We start from the raw sequence: 16,815 nt of genomic DNA on the forward strand, positions 1-16,815 counted from the left end.
GCTACAACGGCTATGAAACACCGGTAGCCATGGAGGAAAAGCTCAAAGCGGCGGCATAAACCTTAATCGGTGTCCAAAATTACTTGACCAGATCAGCATGCCCGCGAAACAGGCGACGCAGTGGATGGCACCGGCTTTGCCGGTGTTCGCGGGCATGCCCGCTCCCACAGGGATTGCGCTGGCTTCGAGTTAACGCGGTACCTGTGGGAGCGGCTTTAGCCGCGAAAGGGCCGGTACTGACAAACGTGTCAGTTGGCCGCTGTGCTACCGGCCAGCTTCGGCTGGCGATACAGGTCCAGCAGCACCTGGTCGAGTACCTGCGAAGCGCCCCACGGTTTCGGGTCGTTGAGGATTGCCGCCACCGCCCAGGTATGGCCATTGCTGTCACGGCTGAAACCGGCAATTGCCCGCACGGTGTTCAGTGTGCCGGTCTTGATGTGCCCCTCACCGGCCATGGCCGTGCGCTTCAGGCGCTTGCGCATGGTGCCGTCCATGCCCACCAGCGGCATCGAACTCATGAACTCGGCTGCGTAGGGGCTCTTCCAGGCGGCCTGCAGCATCTCGGCCATTTCGCGGGTGCTGACCCGCTCGGCACGCGACAGGCCAGAGCCGTTTTCCATCACCAGGTGCGGTGCAGTGATGCCTTTCTTTGCCAGCCACTGGCGCACTACACGCTGCGCGGCACGGGCGTCGTCACCATCGGCATCGGTGCGGAACTGCGCACCCAGGCTCAGGAACAGCTGCTGTGCCATGGTGTTGTTGCTGTACTTGTTGATGTCGCGGATCACTTCAACCAGGTCTGGCGAGAAGGCGCGGGCCAGCAGGCGAGCACTCTTGGGTACGTTCTCGATGCGGTCGCCACCCTGGATGCTGCCACCCAGTTCGTTCCAGATGGCGCGCACAGCACCGGCGGCGTAAGTCGGGTGGTCGAGCAGCGACAGGTAGGTTTGCGAGTTGCAGCCGTCGCCCAGCTGACCGCTGACGGTTACGCTAATGCCATCGGCCTGAGGCACCGGGTTGTAGCGCACGTCGCCTGTGCACTGCTTGGAGGCCACGGCCTTGACCTGGTTGTCGATGCGAATGCTGGCAATCGGTGGCTCGACCGCGATGGTGACCTTGCCGCCATCGTTGCGGGCCACGAAGCGCAGGGCCTTGAGGTTGACCAGCAGCGAGTCGGGCTTGACCAGGAACGGCTTGTTTACATCGCCGCCGTCATCGTTGAACTGGGGCAGGTTGGGCTGTACGAAGTGACTGCGGTCCAGCACAAGATCGCCGGTGATGGTGCGCACGCCGTTGGCACGCAGGTCACGCATCAGCAGCCAGAGCTTTTCCATGTTCAGTTTCGGGTCGCCACCACCTTTGAGGTACAGGTTGCCATTGAGCACACCGTTGCTCAGGGTGCCGTCGGTGTAGAACTCGGTCTTCCACTGGAAGGTCGGGCCGAGCAGTTCGAGGGCAGCGTAGGTGGTGACCAGTTTCATGGTCGAGGCCGGGTTAACCGAAACATCGGCATTGAACACGGTCGGCGTGCCGGGGCCGTCCAGCGGCAGCATCACCAGCGACAACGCTGTGTCCTGCAGCTTGTTGGCCTTGAGGGCCTGCTGCACTTTGGCCGGCAGGGTGGTATTGACAGTGGCGGCGTGGCTGGGCAAGGCAAGTGGCAGCAGCAGGCCGGCAAGAACGAAGGGACGAAGCGTTTTGATCATAATCAAAAAATACCCTGCAGCGAGGGAAAAGGGCATTGGGGCTGTACGAGATGGTGGCCCCAGGACGAAAGAGTACGCATTATGCCCCAAGCGTAGCGACGATGCGCCACGTTCGACGGAAAAGCACCGCCAATAAAAAAGGCCACCCGCAAGGGCAGCCTTTCAGCGATCAAACCGGGCCGGTATTACTCTGCCTTGTTGATCGGCTTTTCCGGGTACCAGGCGTCCAGCAGCGGGCTGACTTCGATTTTTGTCAGTTCGCTGCGGCCCTTGAGCCAGGCTTCAACGGCAGCACGTTGTTCTTCGCTGACCGAGCCGCGCTTGACCGAGCACACCAGGCCGTAATCGTCACCGCCTACATAGTCCAGGCCGTTGGCGTCCATGGCATCTTCCAGGAACGCATCGAGGAAAGCATCGATTGCCTGGTCATCCAGATCTTCCTTGAATTCCAGGTTCAGCTCGAAGCCCAATTCCTGAAACTCGTCGACACACAGCTTCTTGCGCAGACGACGGGAGCGGTTTGTGGCCATGAAACAATCCTCTTAGGTAATAACGCCGCGCAGTCTACCAGTTAACACGCCTTGCTGCCTGACTGTGTGCATGTGCCGGTAGCCAGTTCCTTGGCCAAGGCCCGCTCAACACGGCACATGTGCCGCGCCAGTGCCTGACGCCGCAAGCGTACCTGGGCTGGGGGCAAGCTGCTGGTTTCCAGGGCTTCGCAGGCTGCCATCAGTGCGGGGGCTTCCAGCATGCGTGCGGCGCTGAGCACTTTGTGGGCCTGCTCGGCAATGGCATCGCTGTCATGCTCCGGGTGCAGTGCCATCAGGCTGGCGAAGTCGGCTTGCAGGCTTTGCTGCAAGGCCTGCAGGAAGCGTTGGCGGTCGGCGGGGTCAGGCCCGACGACTGCGGCCAGGCCGTCCAGGTGGTACAGCTTGCGCCGGGGCATTTGCCGGTGTCGCGGGACAATGCCAGCCAGACGTTGACTGAGTGTACCCAGGCTGATCGGCTTGAGTAGGCAGTCGTCCATCCCGGCACTCAGGCACTTGCGGCGCACCTCTGGCTGGGCATTTGCGGTGTAGCCAAGGATGGTGCAACGTTGCCGCTTGCCATGCCGTTCTTCGGTACGCACGGCGGTTGCCAGTTGGTAACCGCTCATGTGCGGCATGTTGCAGTCGAGCACCAGCACATCGAATTCACCGGCCTGCCAGGTGGCCAGGCCTTCTCTGCCGTCGCGGGCGCTGGCGTGTTCCAGGCCCAGGTAGGCAAGCTGTTGCGCCATCAGTTGCAGGTTGGCCGGATGGTCATCGATTACCAGCACGTTCAGCCGTGGGTCGGGCACATCCAGCGTTTCGATCAGCGCAGTTGGCTGCACGGGTGCATCACACTGTTGCAGCGGCATTTTCAAGCGTACCCGGGTGCCGACACCTTCGAGGCTATTGATGGTCAGCTTGCCGCCCATCATTTCACACAGGTTGCGGCAGATGGTCAGGCCCAGCCCGGTACCTGCGCGCGCACTCTGGCTGTGCGGGTTGGCCTGGATGAACGGGTTGAACAGGCGCTGCAGGTCGTCGGCGTGGATGCCGATGCCACTGTCACGGACTTCCACTTGCAGCGCCATTGGCGTGTTGGCGCCGTCACCCTGCAGGGCCGCGCTGATACGCACCTGGCCATGCTCGGTGAACTTGATGGCGTTGCTGATGAGGTTGGACAGTACCTGCTTGAAGCGCAGGGGATCGAGCAAAACGGTGCAGTGCGCGGCTGGCTCGATGACCACCTCCAGTGCCAGGCCTTTCTGTCGCGCTTGCCCCTCGAAGATACGCCCCGCAGACTCTACCAATTGCGCCAGGTCGACGGCCTCCGGGGCGAGCGTCAAGTGCCCGGACTCGATGCGCACGATGTCGAGGATATCGCCGATCAGCCCCAGCAGGTCCTTGGCAGAGTGGTGCGCCAGCTCCAGTGCGCTACGGTCTACCCGGCCCTGGTCAGCGCGCTTGACAGCCAGTTCGAGCATGCCGATGACGGCATTCATCGGGGTGCGGATTTCATGGCTGATGGTGGCCAGGAACGTGCTTTTGGCACGGTTGGCATCGTCAGCCTGCTGCTTGGCCTGGCGCAGGTCCATGACCAGCTGGCGGCGATCACTGATATCGATCCAGCCGCCGATGATGCCCTGTACCTCGCCCAGCGAGTCGCGGTACGGGAGGATCCAGTGGTAGATGGTCATTTCGCGGCCTTTGATCCGCAGTGGTCGGTCCATGATCAGTGGCGAACCTGCGGCCATGACCTTCACGTAGTCGGCCTGGATCTGGCGAGTTTGCTCGGCATCGGTGAACAGGCTGTTGTCGAGTTGCTTGCCAAGCACGTCCTCGGACCGGGCCTGCACGGCTTCCAGGTAGCTGTAGTTGCAGCTTTTCAGGCAGCCCTCACGATCACGGACGTACATGGGGTGGGGGGTGCCGTTGAGCAAGGCGCGCATGAACGCCAGCTGGTCGTTCAGGGCACGTTCGGCACGTTGGCGTTGGCGAATTTGCAGGCGCAGGCGGGCGTTCCAGAGCAAAACCAGCAGCAGAAGCACGGCGGTGCCCAGTACCACCTGCAGCGCGAGCCGGCGGTAGCCTTGGTGGCTGCCATCGTCATGCTGGGCATATCCTCGCCAACGGTGGTTGATCACCCCCAACTCTTCCGGCGAAATGCTCAGCAGTGCTTTGTCGAGGATCGACACCAGCGCGGGTGATGAGTGACGGGTGGCCATGGCGAAATGCGCAGGTTCGCTGCCAACCGTGGTACGGATGACCAGCTCGGGGTTGGCGGCCAGCGCATGGTTGGCGTCGATCAGGGGGGTGATGACGGCATCGACGGCACCGCTTTTTAGCAATGCCATGGCGTAGAAGGCGCTTTCGGTTTCAACCCAGCCAACCTGTGGGTAGTGCAACGACAACATGGCGTCCATGTCGCTGTAGCGGGTAATGGCGATGCGATGACCCTGCAGTTGTTCCAGAGAGGTCAGTGTCTTCTGGTCCTTGTGGTTGACCAGCACGTAGGCGCTTTCCAGATAAGGCCTGCTGATTTGCAGGTTGTCCTCGTTCGCCCCGCCAGTGGCAAGTGCAGCGATGACATCGGCGCGACCTTCCGTGAGGCGGGCAATCATGTCCGCGATGCCGCTTGCACGCTGTATTTCAAAACGCAAGCCAGTACGCAGGCGAATGACCTCCAGCAGGTCGGCGGTGATGCCACGAAACTGCCCCGAGCCATCGAAATAGGATAGCGGCGCAGCCTTGTCGTCGATTGCCACGCGCATCACCGGGTGGTCCTGCAGCCATTGTTCCTCGGCTTCTGTCAGTTGCAGCTTGCGGTCCGACAGCAGCAGGTCGCTGCCAGCGCTCCAGCGCTTGAAGACATTGGCGCGGATGGCAGGTGTCTGGCTGTCCAGGACGGTGTTTACCAACTCCATCAGCAGCGTGTCCTGCTGGCGCAGGGCAAAGCTGAAACCGATGGCCTCATGCTTGGCGAAATTGGCCATGCGCAGTCGCGGCAGGTGGCCACGGTTGAGTTGGTAGTGGGTGGAGATGGTGTCGCCGATGTATACATCGGCTTGGCCGAAAGCCACGGCATTCAACCCTTCACTGGAGGAACCGAAGGTCAGAAGCTCGGCCTCGGGGTAGGCGTTGTGCACCTCTTGCCTGGGCAGGTAGTGGTAGAGCATGCCCAGGCGCACCCCCCGCATGCCCGTGTCCAGCGGCCGGCTTTCGTCCTCGCGTGTGACCAGCACAGGTTGATCGATGGCGTAGGGGTGCGACAGGGCCAGCCCATCGCTGACGGCCTCATAGCCATTGGCGCTGCCGAGCAAGTCGATGTCACCGCGCCTGAGCGCCTCCACTGCCGCATGCCGGCTGGAAAAGCGCAGCACCCGCACCGGAAGTTGCAGGGCGCTGCCAATCAGGCTTGCGTATTCGGCGGTAAGGCCCTGATAGTCGCGTCCGCCACTGGTGATGTCGAAAGGCGGGTAATCCGGTGCCGACGTACCCAGCACCAGTTCCTGGCGGCTGTGCAGCCATTGCTGCTGTTCGTCCGTGAACGCAGGCTGGGCCAGCCTGGCCGATGAACGAGCCAGTAACGTATAGGAAGAGGCCTCGTGATGTGTGGCCTGCGACACGCCGCTGAACATCAGCAAAGCGAGCAGCAGGCGAGTGATAGGGCGCGCCATGATCACCCTCAGGCCAGCGCGTTGCGTTTGGCCATGTCGATCAGGTCGACTAGCGTATTGACCTGAAGTTTGTGCATGAGGCGCTTCTTGTAGGTACTCACGGTCTTGCTGCTGAGGAACATACCCTTGGCAATTTCCTTGTTGCTGCGGCCTTGGGCAAAGAGTTGCAGTACCATCAGCTCACGGTCATTTACCTGACGGAACAGTTTGAGGTCGTGGTCGGTTGTCTGGTTGTGCTTGATTGCCTGGCTGGGGAAATAGTTGTAACCGGCCAGTACCGCCTTGATTGCGCTGAGCAGTTCGCTCAGGTCCTCCTGCTTGCACACATAGCCTGCGGCGCCCGAGTGCATGCATCGCACGGCAAACAATGCAGGAGATTGCGCAGTCAATACCAGCACCTTCAATGGCAGGGCCATGGCCTGGAAGCGGGCTAGTACCTCCAGCCCGTCCAGCTTGGGAATGCTGATGTCGAGTATGACCAGGTCGGGAGCGGTTTCGCGAATCATCTGCATGGCGTCCACGCCATTGTCCGATTCGCCGACAATCTTGTAATTCTGGTTTTCCAGCAACATACGAACGGCCAGGCGGATGACAGGATGGTCGTCAACAATAAATATGGTATGCATGTTCAATTTCCCTGCGGGCGACTGAGGGGGACGAACGGCACCATATCGCAGTTGGAAGTCATCAGGCATACGAGCAAGGGCGATTCGCCCTTTATGGGAAATGGCTTACAAGATAAAACAAAACAGGCTACGAAAAGTGCGTGCTTGACGCGATGTCAAAGCGAGATTGGTAACTTTTTGTGGGTTTTTATTCGTTCTGTTTAAATTGCCGCCCATATATGTAGGAAGTTTCCTGCAATACCGGGTGCAGCACCGGCTCAAGGCGCGGGGCTGCACCGTTGTACTCAGGTCGGGCTGGAGCGCCCGGTCATTTCCCGGGCCATTTCGCTGGCATAGCTGTCGGTCATCCCGGCGATGAAGTCGATCATGCGCAGGAAGGCACTGTGCAGCGAGGCATGCGGGTCCGGGGCATTGTTGCCAATCAAGTCCAGTACCCGGCGGCTCTTGAACGATGGCGTGCGCCCACCGTGCTGTTCGAGGGCAGCACCACAGAAGGTGTTGAGCAGGATCTCCAGGGTGGTGTAGGCACCGATTTCGTGCAGGGTCTTGCGCTTGTCCTGGAAGATCTTGTTGCGCGCCATGTCCTTGGCCTGCAGCACGCAGCGTTGGGCCGGGCCGTGCATGTGCTCGACCAGGTCGCCCGTCAGTTGCCCGGCCAGCAAGGCCTGTTGCTGTTCGACGAACGCGTGGGCGGCGGCGTTGGTCAGGTGTTCGATGGCCTTGCCACGCAGGATTGCCAGCTTGCGCCGGCGCGAATCGCGTGGGCCGAGCTGGCGGTAGGTTTCCGGCAGGTCCTCGCCAACCAGGTCGAGCAGCAGCGCTTCGACTTCGGCGTACTCCAGCAACTCCATTTCCAGGCCGTCTTCAAGGTCGATCAGCGCGTAACAGATATCATCGGCGGCCTCCATCAGGTACACCAACGGGTGGCGTGCCCAGCGTTGGTCTTCCAGCAGCGGCAGGCCAAGCTTGCGGGCGATCTGTTCGAGCAGGGGGAGTTCGCTCTGGTAGCTGCCGAACTTGTGCTTCTTGTAGCCCAGTGCGTCGGCGTGCCGCGCGCTCCAGGGGTACTTCAGGTAAGTGCCGAGGGTGGCGTACGTTAGCCGAGTGCCGCCGTCGAACTGGTGGTACTCCAGCTGGGTGAGTACACGAAAGCCCTGGGCATTGCCTTCGAAGTTGAGGAAGTCGGCGCGCTCGTCGTCACTCATGTCGTCCAGCCAGCCACGGCCTGCGGCCTGCTGGAACCAGTGGCGGATAGCGTCTTCGCCGGAGTGGCCGAATGGCGGGTTGCCGATGTCGTGGGCCAGGCACGCTGACTGCACGATCATCCCCAGGTCGCTGGGGGCGCACCAGTCTGGCAGGCTGTCACGCAGCGTTTCGCCTACGCGCATGCCCAGCGAGCGGCCCACGCAGCTGACTTCCAGCGAGTGGGTCAGGCGCGTGTGGATATGGTCGTTGCTGGTTACCGGGTGCACTTGGGTCTTGCGCCCGAGGCGGCGGAAGGCACCGGAGAAGATGATGCGGTCGTGGTCTTTGTGGAAGGGGCTGCGCCCGAGTTCATCGGCGCTATAGAGGGCTTTGCCAAGGCGTTCGCGGGTGAGCAGGGTGTGCCAGTCCAAGGCGCGGTCTCCTGTGGATCGAAGGTTATAGCTTCCGGTGTCACGTACATCTGCGCAAGGGGCAGGTCGATACCGTGATGACAAGGCATGCGCCAAGGCGCCCGCGCGCAAATGCCACAGGAATGATTGGCCCGAAACAAACGTAGGAGCGAGCGCCAGCTCGCGATGCGCCGCGCGGGCGGCGCTCGATCGCATAAACGCTGAAACTTCTGTGGCGAACACCACAGCGCAATCATCAGGGGCGGCGGTTACCTTGCAGGTACAGGCGCACCAGCGGCAGCAGGCTGCTGCCCAGGCGTACCAGGCGCGCCAGGTTGCCACTGCGCACGCCCTTGCCGGTCAGGAAGCCCAGCGCCACCACGGCACCAATCCCCCACAGCGGCGCATGCTTGATCCCAAGCCCTTCGTGTAACGAGCTGCCCATGCCTTGTACGCGGCGCAAAGGCTCCATCAGTTGGCCCGACTCATGGCGGATTTCCTGGCGGTGCATCTCCATGCGCAAGCGCAGCAATGCCTTGCGCAGTTCGCGCGGGTTACGGGTGTTAGGCAATTCTGGCAGGCTCATGGCAACAGGCGCTCCCGGTCTTTGGCGAGTTCTTCGAGGGTGGCGCCGAACGGCGACGATTCGTCGAACACTGCCGCCTTCAGGCGTAACCCGCAATACAGCGCGGCAATGCCATAGAACACGCACAGGCCGATGATGCCGGCCAGGCGATAGCTGTCCCACAGCAATACCAGCAGCAGCCCGGATAGTGCGGTCAGCAGCAGCAGGGCAAACACCAGTGCCAGGCCGGCGAACAACAGCAGGCTCAAGGTGCGGCCCTTCTGCTCCTGCAACTCGATGCCGAACAGCTCGATGTGGCTGTGCAGCAGCCCCAGCGCAGCCGCGCCCAGGCGCCTGCCCGAGGCGCCGGCGCCGTTGGCTTCATTGTCCATGGACACCCCTTAGCGCCGGTTGGCCAGCAAGCCGATCAGCAGGCCGACGCCGGCGGCGATGCCAATCGCCTGCCACGGGTTTTCCTGCACGTACTGTTCGGCACTGCCCAGCGCGGCCTGGCCGCGGTCGCGTACCGAGTCCTGGGTCAGTTGCAGCGTTTCGCGGGCCTGGGCCAGGCGGTCGTGAATCTGCCCGCGCAATTCGTCAGCCTGGTCACCGGCCAGGTTGGCGGTGTCGGCCAGCAGCTTCTCGGTGTCGCGCACCAAGGCCTGGAAGTCAGCCATCAATATCTCTTGTGCAGTCTTTGCCGATTTGCTGGCCATGGGTCTCTCCCTGTCGATGAGTGTTGGTGTTTCGAGTAACAGTATGCGTGGAAGGTTCAAGTGGCGGTGCTGGTATGGGCCTTGCTAAGTCTTTGCCACGTTGCGGGGCGCCACCGTCGTGCCTTGCGCCGATTCAGGGCGCCAATGCAGCGAATACCGATAAACCTTAACCCAATCCACGACAAACCCAAGAAAAAACCACGCAGGCCCCGCCCGGCTCACCGAAACAGGGCAGGGGGCTGGCACCGATTCGGTGCAGGGATGCAGGTTCTTGAACTGTCCTGGTGCCTTTTCAGCAGGTCTGCCTATTTCATGGAAAACATGCACAGCGCGATGGACTCCCTGGTCCACGGTTCCAACACCCTGTTCATTCTCATGGGCGCCATTCTGGTGCTGGCGATGCACGCCGGCTTCGCGTTCCTCGAAGTGGGCACGGTGCGCCACAAGAACCAGGTCAACGCCTTGTCGAAGATCCTCAGCGACTTTGCCATCTCGGCGCTGGTGTATTTCTTCATCGGATACTGGATAGCCTATGGCGTCACTTTCTTCCAGCCGGCAGCTACGTTGGCGGCCGACCATGGCTATGCACTGGTCAAGTGCTTCTTCCTGCTGACGTTCGCGGCGGCGATCCCGGCGATCATCTCGGGGGGCATTGCCGAGCGGGCGCGCTTCGTGCCGCAACTGTGTGCCACGGCGTTGATCGTGGCGTTCATCTACCCGTTCTTCGAGGGCGTGGTGTGGAATGGCAACCTTGGCCTGCAAGCCTGGTTGCAGGCCCGCTTCGGCGCGCCTTTCCATGACTTTGCCGGGTCCGTGGTGGTGCATGCCATGGGTGGCTGGCTGGCGTTGGCGGCGGTGCTGCTGCTGGGCGCGCGGCGTGGGCGCTACCGCGACGGCCGCCTGGTGGCGTTTGCGCCGTCGAGCATTCCATTTTTGGCGTTGGGGTCGTGGATCCTCATTATCGGCTGGTTCGGCTTCAACGTGATGAGCGCCCAGACGCTGCAGGGCGTCAGCGGCCTGGTGGCGATCAACTCGCTGATGGCCATGGTCGGCGGTACCCTGTCGGCCTTGCTGGCCGGGCGTAACGACCCGGGCTTCCTGCACAACGGGCCGTTGGCCGGCCTGGTGGCGATCTGCGCCGGCTCCGACCTGATGCACCCGATCGGTGCGCTGGCTACCGGCCTGGTGGCGGGTGCGCTGTTCGTCTGGACCTTCACCGCCGCACAGAACCGCTGGAAGATCGATGACGTATTGGGCGTGTGGCCCTTGCATGGCCTGTGCGGTGTATGGGGTGGCATTGCCTGCGGCGTGTTCGGCCAGGTTGCCCTGGGCGGCATGGGCGGCGTCAGCCTGGTCAGCCAGTTGCTGGGCAGCCTGCTGGGCGTGGGGGTGGCATTGGCCGGCGGTTTTGCCGTGTATGGCACGATCCGGGCGTTGCATGGCCTGCGCTTGAGCCATGAGCAGGAGTTCCAGGGCGCGGACTTGTCGCTGCACCGTATTGGCGCTACCAGCCAGGATTGAGCCAGGCCAGGTGCGCGGACTTCAGGACGGACCTAGAATAGGGTTCTCCCTGCCAAACCGGAACGTACCCCATGCTGCCTGAATGTCAACTGTTCGGCACCCTCGGCTGCCACTTGTGCGAAGTGGCCGAGGCGGTGCTGATGCCCTTCGTCGAACAGGGCCTGTTGGTAGAGCTGGTCGACATTGCCGAGGACGAGGCCCTGTTCGAATGTTATGGCCTGATCATTCCGGTGCTGCGCCGCCTTGACAATGGCGGCGAGTTGTACTGGCCGTTCGATACCGAGCAGGTGGTGGCGTTTCTCGCGCAATAGTGCCTCCAGGGGAGCTGCAACCCAGCGCCATGGTGAAGAAGGCAAGCTGATCATCCGCTGACCTCATTCAGTCATCGGGAGCCTCAGCATGTTGATCACCCCGCATTTCACCCTTGATGAAATGACCGTTTCGCAGCTCGCCGCCAGGGACGGGTTCGATAACACACCACCACCTGAAGCCCGGGCCAACCTGCAGTTGCTGTGCGGTGCGCTTGAACAGGTACGCGCGCTGTTCGGCTTGCCCATCATTGTCAGCAGCGGCTATCGCAGCGAGAGGGTCAACCAACTGATCGGCGGCGCCGCGAAAAGCCAGCATGTCCAGGGGCTGGCGGCAGACTTCACGGTGATCGAAACCAGCCCTCGCGATACCGCGCGCAGGATCATCGACAGCTCAATCGTCTTCGATCAGTTGATCCTCGAATTCGATCACTGGGTGCACCTGTCCGTGACACGCGGCACGCCCCGGCGTCAGGTGCTGACCGTGCGCAAAGGCACCGGCTACCTGGCGGGGCTGCAATGAACCGCATTGACGGCAGCCAGGGGATGTTCGTATGCTGTATATAAATACAGTATCGAGGTGAAATCATGCTCAACGTCGAGCAACTCAAGTACAGCGTCAACCGCATGCCCGTCGAGCGGGTGGCTGATGCCGTGCTGGAACTGCGCCTCGAAGGTCTGGTTACCGATGACCGTACCCCGTTCGGCAAGGTCCACTTCAACACCTGTTTCGCCGAGATCGAGGCCCTGTTCCAGCGTGCCGGTTACCACCGTGGGCTGGATGTGGTGGGTTACCAGGGGTTGCTGTACGCCCTTTACGACCCTGGTCGCTGGGAGCCGGTGCAGGTGCTGCGTTGGCTGAAGGAACGCAGCGAGGCCATCGTTAAGGCTGGTTGAGGGCCTGGGCTTGGGCGATAATGCGCGGCCGTGAACGTATCGAGCTTTGCCATGACCGCGCCTTTCGACCCCGCCCGCCAGCAAGCCAGTACGGTGTGCCTGCCCCCCGGTAACTGGGCGACAGTGCTCGATTGCCTGTGTGACCATTTCAAGGCCATCGACCGCGACCAGTGGCTGGACCGCTTCGCCCGTGGCCGGGTGCTGGACGCCGAAGGGCGGGCGGTTTCTGCCCAATTGCCTTACAAGCGTGGCATGCGCTTGCACTACTTCCGTGAAGTGCCGAACGAGCGACCGATCCCGGTGCATGAGACGCTACTGCATGTGGATGAGCACCTGGTGGTGGCTGACAAGCCGCATTTCCTGCCGGTGACGCCAACCGGTGAATACGTCGAGCAAACCTTGTTGCGCCGTCTGATCCGCCGGCTGGACAACCCGCATCTGGTGCCGTTGCACCGTATCGATCGGCATACCGCCGGGCTTGTGCTGTTTTCCGCCAACCCACATACCCGCAGTGCCTACCAGCGGTTGTTCCCGGAAAGGCGGATCGACAAGCGTTACCAGGCCATTGCCGCAGCCATGGGGCAGCATGCGTTTCCGCTGGTACACAAAAGCCGCCTGGTGCATGGCGAGCCGTTCTTTCGCATGCATGAGGTAGAGGGGGAGGCCAACAGTGAAACCCTGGCCGAGGTGCTGGAGAAGAACGGTGAGCTGTGGCGCTATGGGCTGTCGCCAGTGACTGGCAAAACCCATCAGTTGCGCGTACACATGGCGGCGCTTGGGGCGGGGATCTGCAATGACCCGTTCTACCCGCAACTGCTCAACGAAGAAGATGACTACCAGCGCCCACTGAAGTTGCTGGCGCAGAGCCTGCGCTTCGAGGACCCGCTGACTGGGCAGGAGCGGTATTTCGAAAGCCGCTTGCAGCTGGACTGGTAGTTGAACGGTGTTGGTGCGCCCAAGGGTTGGACCTTGGGGGCACCCAGCCTGACGCTTAGTCGCGGTATTCGCACAGGTAGGCGGTGTCCACCTTCACCTGCAGCTGGAACTTGCTGTCAGCCGGCACATTGAACTTGTCGCCCGCCTTGAAGGTTTCCCAGTTGTCGCTACCCGGCAGCTTCACGGTCAGCGCGCCCGATACCACGTGCATGATCTCGCGCTTGGCCGTGCCGAACTCATATTCGCCCGGGGCCATCACGCCGACAGTGGCCGGGCCTTCTTCGCCCGCGAATGCGATCGACTTGACGGTGCCGTTAAAGTACTCGTTGACCTGGAACATGGGCGACTCCTGATAAGAGGGGATGAAAAAGGGCTGGCCAGTATGCCCAAGCCCACAGGCCTCGTCATCTGCTTTCAGGCGCCATTGGCGGGGAGCGTCAACGGCAGCAGCCGCGCTGTGTTGCGCGCATCTTCCAGGGCCCTGTGCTGCTGCCCGCAAAAGTGCATGCCGGCCAGTTGCAAGGCACCGTTCAGGCCGGTGGGGCGTTGCAGGTGGCGGGCTTTGGCAAAGCGTTGCTTGAGGTTGATGTGCGCCAGCGTGCGCAGCAGGCTGTCGAGCCCATGTTGCCGCCACTCCTGGTGCAGTTGCTGGCGGTCGTAATCGCCCCAGCTGACCCAGGCCTGAAGTTGCCCACGGTGGTGCCCGAGCCAGCGCTCGAAGCTTGCCCACACCTCGTTGAAGGCTGCGGCGCCGTCCACGTCGGCCTGGCTGATGTGCGTCAGCTCGCGGCAGAATGGCGTCAGCTGTGGCCGTCGCCGTGGCCGTACAAACCGCTGGAAATGGTCAACCTCGCGGCCTTCGCGGGTAACCAGGCTTGCGCCGATTTCAATGACTTCCATCTCTGTGACCGGCCACCCACCCTCGTCGGTGGTGGCTTCAAGGTCGATCACCAACCAATGGCCCATAGCAGGCTCCCTTGCAGATCCTGCTAGAGCGTAGCCAAACTCCGTGCTTACGGCACCCCCTGGCATTATGCCTCCAGCTTTGGCACAAAGATCAGGCACCAGCAGTTGTGTCGCCCCCCGAAAACGCCTAGCTTAAGCGGACCCAGGCATGAACCGTGACGAGTGTCCGTCTTGACTCCAGCACCCGGCCTCAAGGCCCTGTCCACCCTGATGCTGCTGGCCGTGTACTGGCTGGCGGTGCCGGCATGGGCCGCCGATGCCATCGAGGTCAAGATCGGTGCTGCGCATTTCCCGCCGTATACGGTGCGCCCCGAGCAGGGGGCCGACACCGGACTGCTGCCGCAGTTGGTCGACGCGCTCAACCGCTTGCAGCAGGGTTATCATTTTGTTCTGGTGCCCACGTCCATCCAGCGGCGTTTTGGTGACTTCCAGCAAGGCCGTACCGACATGGCGATTTTCGAGAACCCGCAATGGGGTTGGGAGCAGATTGCCCATCAGACCGTGGACATGGGCCTGGAGGATGCCGAAGTGTTCGTCGCCCGTCAGGCCAAGGGTAGCGACCCGCATTACTTTGATGACCTGCGTGGCAAGCGCCTGGCATTGTTCAACGGCTACCACTACGCGTTCGCCCGCTTCAACCCCGACCCGGACTACCTGCGCAAAACCTACAACGCAACATTGACCTACTCCCATGACAGCAACCTGCTGATGGTGCAGGCTGGCCGCGCCGATATCGCCTTGGTCACGCGTTCCTACCTCAGCGATTTCATGAAACGCAACCCGGCCAGCAGGGCGCAGCTGACCGCTTCGAAGCGCATTGACCAAATCTACCACCACTACGCCTTGCTGCGCCCGGGGGCGCCGATTGGCGAGCAGGCGTTCGCGGGCCTGCTGCGGGACCTGCGTGACAGCGGCGAGCTGGCACGCATCTTCGAGCCATACCGCATCACCGTCAGCGCGCCAGAGGACTAAATCCGCGCAGCGTGGCAACGTTCTCTGGAGTGAGCCTTTTCTTCATTTTCGTGAGTCAAGCCCATGCCGTTCGATGCCGCATCGCAGCCCCAGTCACCGCCACGCTGGCGCAGCCTAAGTGCCGAGGAGGGGGGCGGCTGGTTAAGCCTTACCCTTGAAGGCCGCCCTTTGATCCAGGTGCGCCTGGAGGCGGGTACCACCCTGCACGTTCACCTTGATCGCCTGTGCCCCGAGCGGCCTTATCAGGCGGTGTGGGCTGCCTGCTACTGGTTGCTGTCCCGCGACACGGCCTGTCAGCGCCTGGTCTGGCACCTTCCTGAGGTGCAGCCCCAGCTGTTGGCCAGTGGTTTGCTGCTGGTGGGGGAGCAGCCCGGTCAGTATGTGTGTGAAAGGGTGCTGTTCTGGCAAATGCCCCAGCCCTGGCTGGGTGAGGCGATGGCGACGGTTTACCCGCAGCAGATGCAGCTCAGCAACGGCAAGCGCCACCCGCGTCGCGCACCCAAGCCCCGTGGCGAAGTGTATCGGCGCTTCGATGCACGCCTGGGGAGCTGGGTCTCATTGCGCACGCTGGAGATCGAGCACGACCTGGAGCGGTTCAACCACTGGCAGAACAACCCGAGGGTTGAGGCGTTCTGGCAGGAAGGCGGCACGTTGGCCCAGCATCGCGAGTACCTGGGCAAGCTGGAAGCCGACCCGCATACCCTGACGTTGATCGGCTGCTTTGATGATGAGCCGTTTGCCTACTTCGAGGCGTACTGGGCCAAGGAAGACCGCATTGCGCCGTTCTACCCGGCCGATGACTACGACCGCGGCATCCACATGCTGGTGGGGGAGGAGCATCATCGTGGGCCTCACAAGGTGGCCAGCTGGCTGTCGGCGCTGGTGCACTACCTGTTCCTGGATGATCCGCGCACCCAGCGGGTGGTGGCCGAGCCGCGCGCCGACAATGGCAAGATGATCGGCTACATGCAGGACCAGTGCTTCCATTGCGACAAGGAATTCGACTTCCCGCACAAGCGGGCGGCGCTGATGATTCTGGGGCGGGAGCGGTTCTTCGACCGCTGCAAGCTCGCCTGATGGCGAGAGCTGCAAGCTACAAGCTGCAAGCTACAAGCTACAAGCTACAAGAAAAAGCCAGGGCAGAACGCGATTGGTTTTTGCTTGAAGCTTGAAGCTTGAAGCTTGAAGCTTGAAGCTTGCAGCTACCTTCAAACTTGCCGATTAGCCGTCTTGCGGCAATGCACCAGTGCATCGCGGATCATGAAGTTGACCAGTGTCGGCGACACCCCCAGTTCCTTGGCAATGTCCTTCTGCGGTACGCCATGCAGGCGGTACATCTCGAAGGCATAGCGGGTACGCTGGGGCAGTTCGTTCAGCGCCTCGGCAATGTCGTCCAGTGCGGCAAGGTTGATGTGCGTGGCTTCGGGCGAGGCGTTCTGGATGACCACGTTCAGGCCTTCCTCCTCGCTGCCGGAGTACTTCAGCTCCATCGCCTGCTTGCGGTAATGGTCGATGGCCAGGTTGCGCACGATCTGGAACAGGTAGCTGAGCTGCGCCTTGAACGACGAGGTAATCTGCGGGGCGGCGCTAAGCCGGAAAAACGCATCCTGCACCACATCTTCGGCGCGCGAACGACAACCGGTAATGCGCGCAGCAATCTTGACCAGGATGCTGCGGTTGTCGACGAAGGCCTGCAGTAATGGTGAATCGCACTTACTTGTGGATAGTTGTTCCGCCATGGAAATCACCTTGTCACAGAGGGGAAAGGAGGCACCCAAGGCTGGGAAGCTTCCTACGACGTGC

General features: G+C 61.9%; 18 protein-coding genes. 7 read left to right on the plus strand and 11 right to left on the minus strand.

The features are described from left to right. Nucleotides 1–248: 248 nt before the first annotated feature. The 8 genes from dacB to ACIQUI_RS17220 form a co-directional block, all read right to left on the minus strand. Complete coding sequence (gene dacB, locus ACIQUI_RS17185) at nt 249–1,706, minus strand: D-alanyl-D-alanine carboxypeptidase/D-alanyl-D-alanine-endopeptidase (protein WP_403200698.1); 1,458 nt, start codon at nt 1,704–1,706, stop codon at nt 249–251. Between the two features lie 185 nt (nt 1,707–1,891). Beyond that, entirely contained in the window at nt 1,892–2,236 is a 345-nt protein-coding gene (locus tag ACIQUI_RS17190) for a 50S ribosome-binding protein YggL (protein WP_391136337.1), read from the minus strand. 41 nt (nt 2,237–2,277) lie between these two features. Further along, nucleotides 2,278–5,910 (minus strand): ATP-binding protein, encoded by a 3,633-nt coding sequence (locus ACIQUI_RS17195; RefSeq protein ID WP_403200701.1) that lies wholly within the window; start codon nt 5,908–5,910, stop codon nt 2,278–2,280. A gap of 8 nt (nt 5,911–5,918) precedes the next feature. After that, nucleotides 5,919–6,536: a response regulator gene (locus ACIQUI_RS17200; protein WP_403200703.1), complete on the minus strand. Its 618-nt coding sequence runs from the start codon at nt 6,534–6,536 to the stop codon at nt 5,919–5,921. Nucleotides 6,537–6,820: 284 nt separating this feature from the next. Continuing rightward, a complete protein-coding gene (locus tag ACIQUI_RS17205) occupies nt 6,821–8,152 on the minus strand; it encodes a deoxyguanosinetriphosphate triphosphohydrolase (RefSeq protein WP_403200705.1) in 1,332 nt (443 codons plus the stop codon). 235 nt (nt 8,153–8,387) lie between these two features. Next, nucleotides 8,388–8,717, minus strand: a complete 330-nt coding sequence (locus tag ACIQUI_RS17210; protein ID WP_391136349.1) for a hypothetical protein — start codon at nt 8,715–8,717, stop codon at nt 8,388–8,390. After that, nucleotides 8,714–9,088 carry a phage holin family protein gene (locus ACIQUI_RS17215; protein ID WP_403200709.1) on the minus strand — a complete coding sequence of 125 codons (375 nt, stop codon included), beginning with the start codon at nt 9,086–9,088 and terminating at the stop codon, nt 8,714–8,716. The genes ACIQUI_RS17210 and ACIQUI_RS17215 overlap by 4 nt, the downstream gene beginning before the upstream one ends. A gap of 9 nt (nt 9,089–9,097) precedes the next feature. Further along, the gene (locus tag ACIQUI_RS17220; RefSeq protein WP_403200712.1) at nt 9,098–9,412 is read right to left on the minus strand and encodes a YqjD family protein; all 315 of its coding nucleotides are present in this window, start codon (nt 9,410–9,412) and stop codon (nt 9,098–9,100) included. A 312-nt stretch (nt 9,413–9,724) separates the two neighbouring features. On the opposite strand from ACIQUI_RS17220, the gene ACIQUI_RS17225 reads away from it, so the two are divergent. The 5 genes from ACIQUI_RS17225 (at nt 9,725) to ACIQUI_RS17245 (ending at nt 13,074) form a co-directional block, all read left to right on the plus strand. Beyond that, nucleotides 9,725–10,933, plus strand: coding sequence for an ammonium transporter (locus ACIQUI_RS17225; RefSeq protein WP_403200714.1), 1,209 nt, complete (start codon nt 9,725–9,727; stop codon nt 10,931–10,933). Nucleotides 10,934–11,004: 71 nt separating this feature from the next. Next, the gene (locus tag ACIQUI_RS17230; RefSeq protein WP_403200717.1) at nt 11,005–11,244 is read left to right on the plus strand and encodes a glutaredoxin family protein; all 240 of its coding nucleotides are present in this window, start codon (nt 11,005–11,007) and stop codon (nt 11,242–11,244) included. An 88-nt stretch (nt 11,245–11,332) separates the two neighbouring features. After that, a complete protein-coding gene (locus ACIQUI_RS17235) occupies nt 11,333–11,764 on the plus strand; it encodes a D-Ala-D-Ala carboxypeptidase family metallohydrolase (protein WP_403200720.1) in 432 nt (143 codons plus the stop codon). A gap of 65 nt (nt 11,765–11,829) precedes the next feature. Beyond that, nucleotides 11,830–12,138 carry a transcriptional regulator gene (locus ACIQUI_RS17240; protein WP_403200723.1) on the plus strand — a complete coding sequence of 103 codons (309 nt, stop codon included), beginning with the start codon at nt 11,830–11,832 and terminating at the stop codon, nt 12,136–12,138. A 51-nt stretch (nt 12,139–12,189) separates the two neighbouring features. Continuing rightward, nucleotides 12,190–13,074, plus strand: a complete 885-nt coding sequence (locus ACIQUI_RS17245) for a pseudouridine synthase (RefSeq protein ID WP_403200726.1) — start codon at nt 12,190–12,192, stop codon at nt 13,072–13,074. Nucleotides 13,075–13,129: 55 nt separating this feature from the next. On the opposite strand, the gene ACIQUI_RS17250 is transcribed toward ACIQUI_RS17245, so the two are convergent. Then, a complete protein-coding gene (locus ACIQUI_RS17250; RefSeq protein WP_003259920.1) occupies nt 13,130–13,414 on the minus strand; it encodes a pyrimidine/purine nucleoside phosphorylase in 285 nt (94 codons plus the stop codon). A 74-nt stretch (nt 13,415–13,488) separates the two neighbouring features. Further along, complete coding sequence (locus tag ACIQUI_RS17255; RefSeq protein ID WP_403200728.1) at nt 13,489–14,040, minus strand: exonuclease domain-containing protein; 552 nt, start codon at nt 14,038–14,040, stop codon at nt 13,489–13,491. 171 nt (nt 14,041–14,211) lie between these two features. Between ACIQUI_RS17255 and ACIQUI_RS17260 the strand changes: the two genes are divergently transcribed. Then, on the plus strand, nt 14,212–15,012 hold the full coding sequence (locus ACIQUI_RS17260; protein ID WP_403200730.1) for a substrate-binding periplasmic protein: 801 nt from the start codon (nt 14,212–14,214) through the stop codon (nt 15,010–15,012). A gap of 63 nt (nt 15,013–15,075) precedes the next feature. Then, complete coding sequence (locus tag ACIQUI_RS17265; RefSeq protein WP_403200733.1) at nt 15,076–16,089, plus strand: GNAT family N-acetyltransferase; 1,014 nt, start codon at nt 15,076–15,078, stop codon at nt 16,087–16,089. Nucleotides 16,090–16,220: 131 nt separating this feature from the next. Here the strand turns inward: ACIQUI_RS17265 and ACIQUI_RS17270 are convergent, their stop codons facing one another. Continuing rightward, nucleotides 16,221–16,751 carry an RNA polymerase factor sigma-70 gene (locus ACIQUI_RS17270; protein ID WP_033699331.1) on the minus strand — a complete coding sequence of 177 codons (531 nt, stop codon included), beginning with the start codon at nt 16,749–16,751 and terminating at the stop codon, nt 16,221–16,223. Nucleotides 16,752–16,815: the final 64 nt, after the last annotated feature.

The sequence above is a fragment of the Pseudomonas sp. NPDC090592 genome, from assembly GCF_044769185.1.
Taxonomy (GTDB): Bacteria; Pseudomonadota; Gammaproteobacteria; order Pseudomonadales; family Pseudomonadaceae; genus Aquipseudomonas.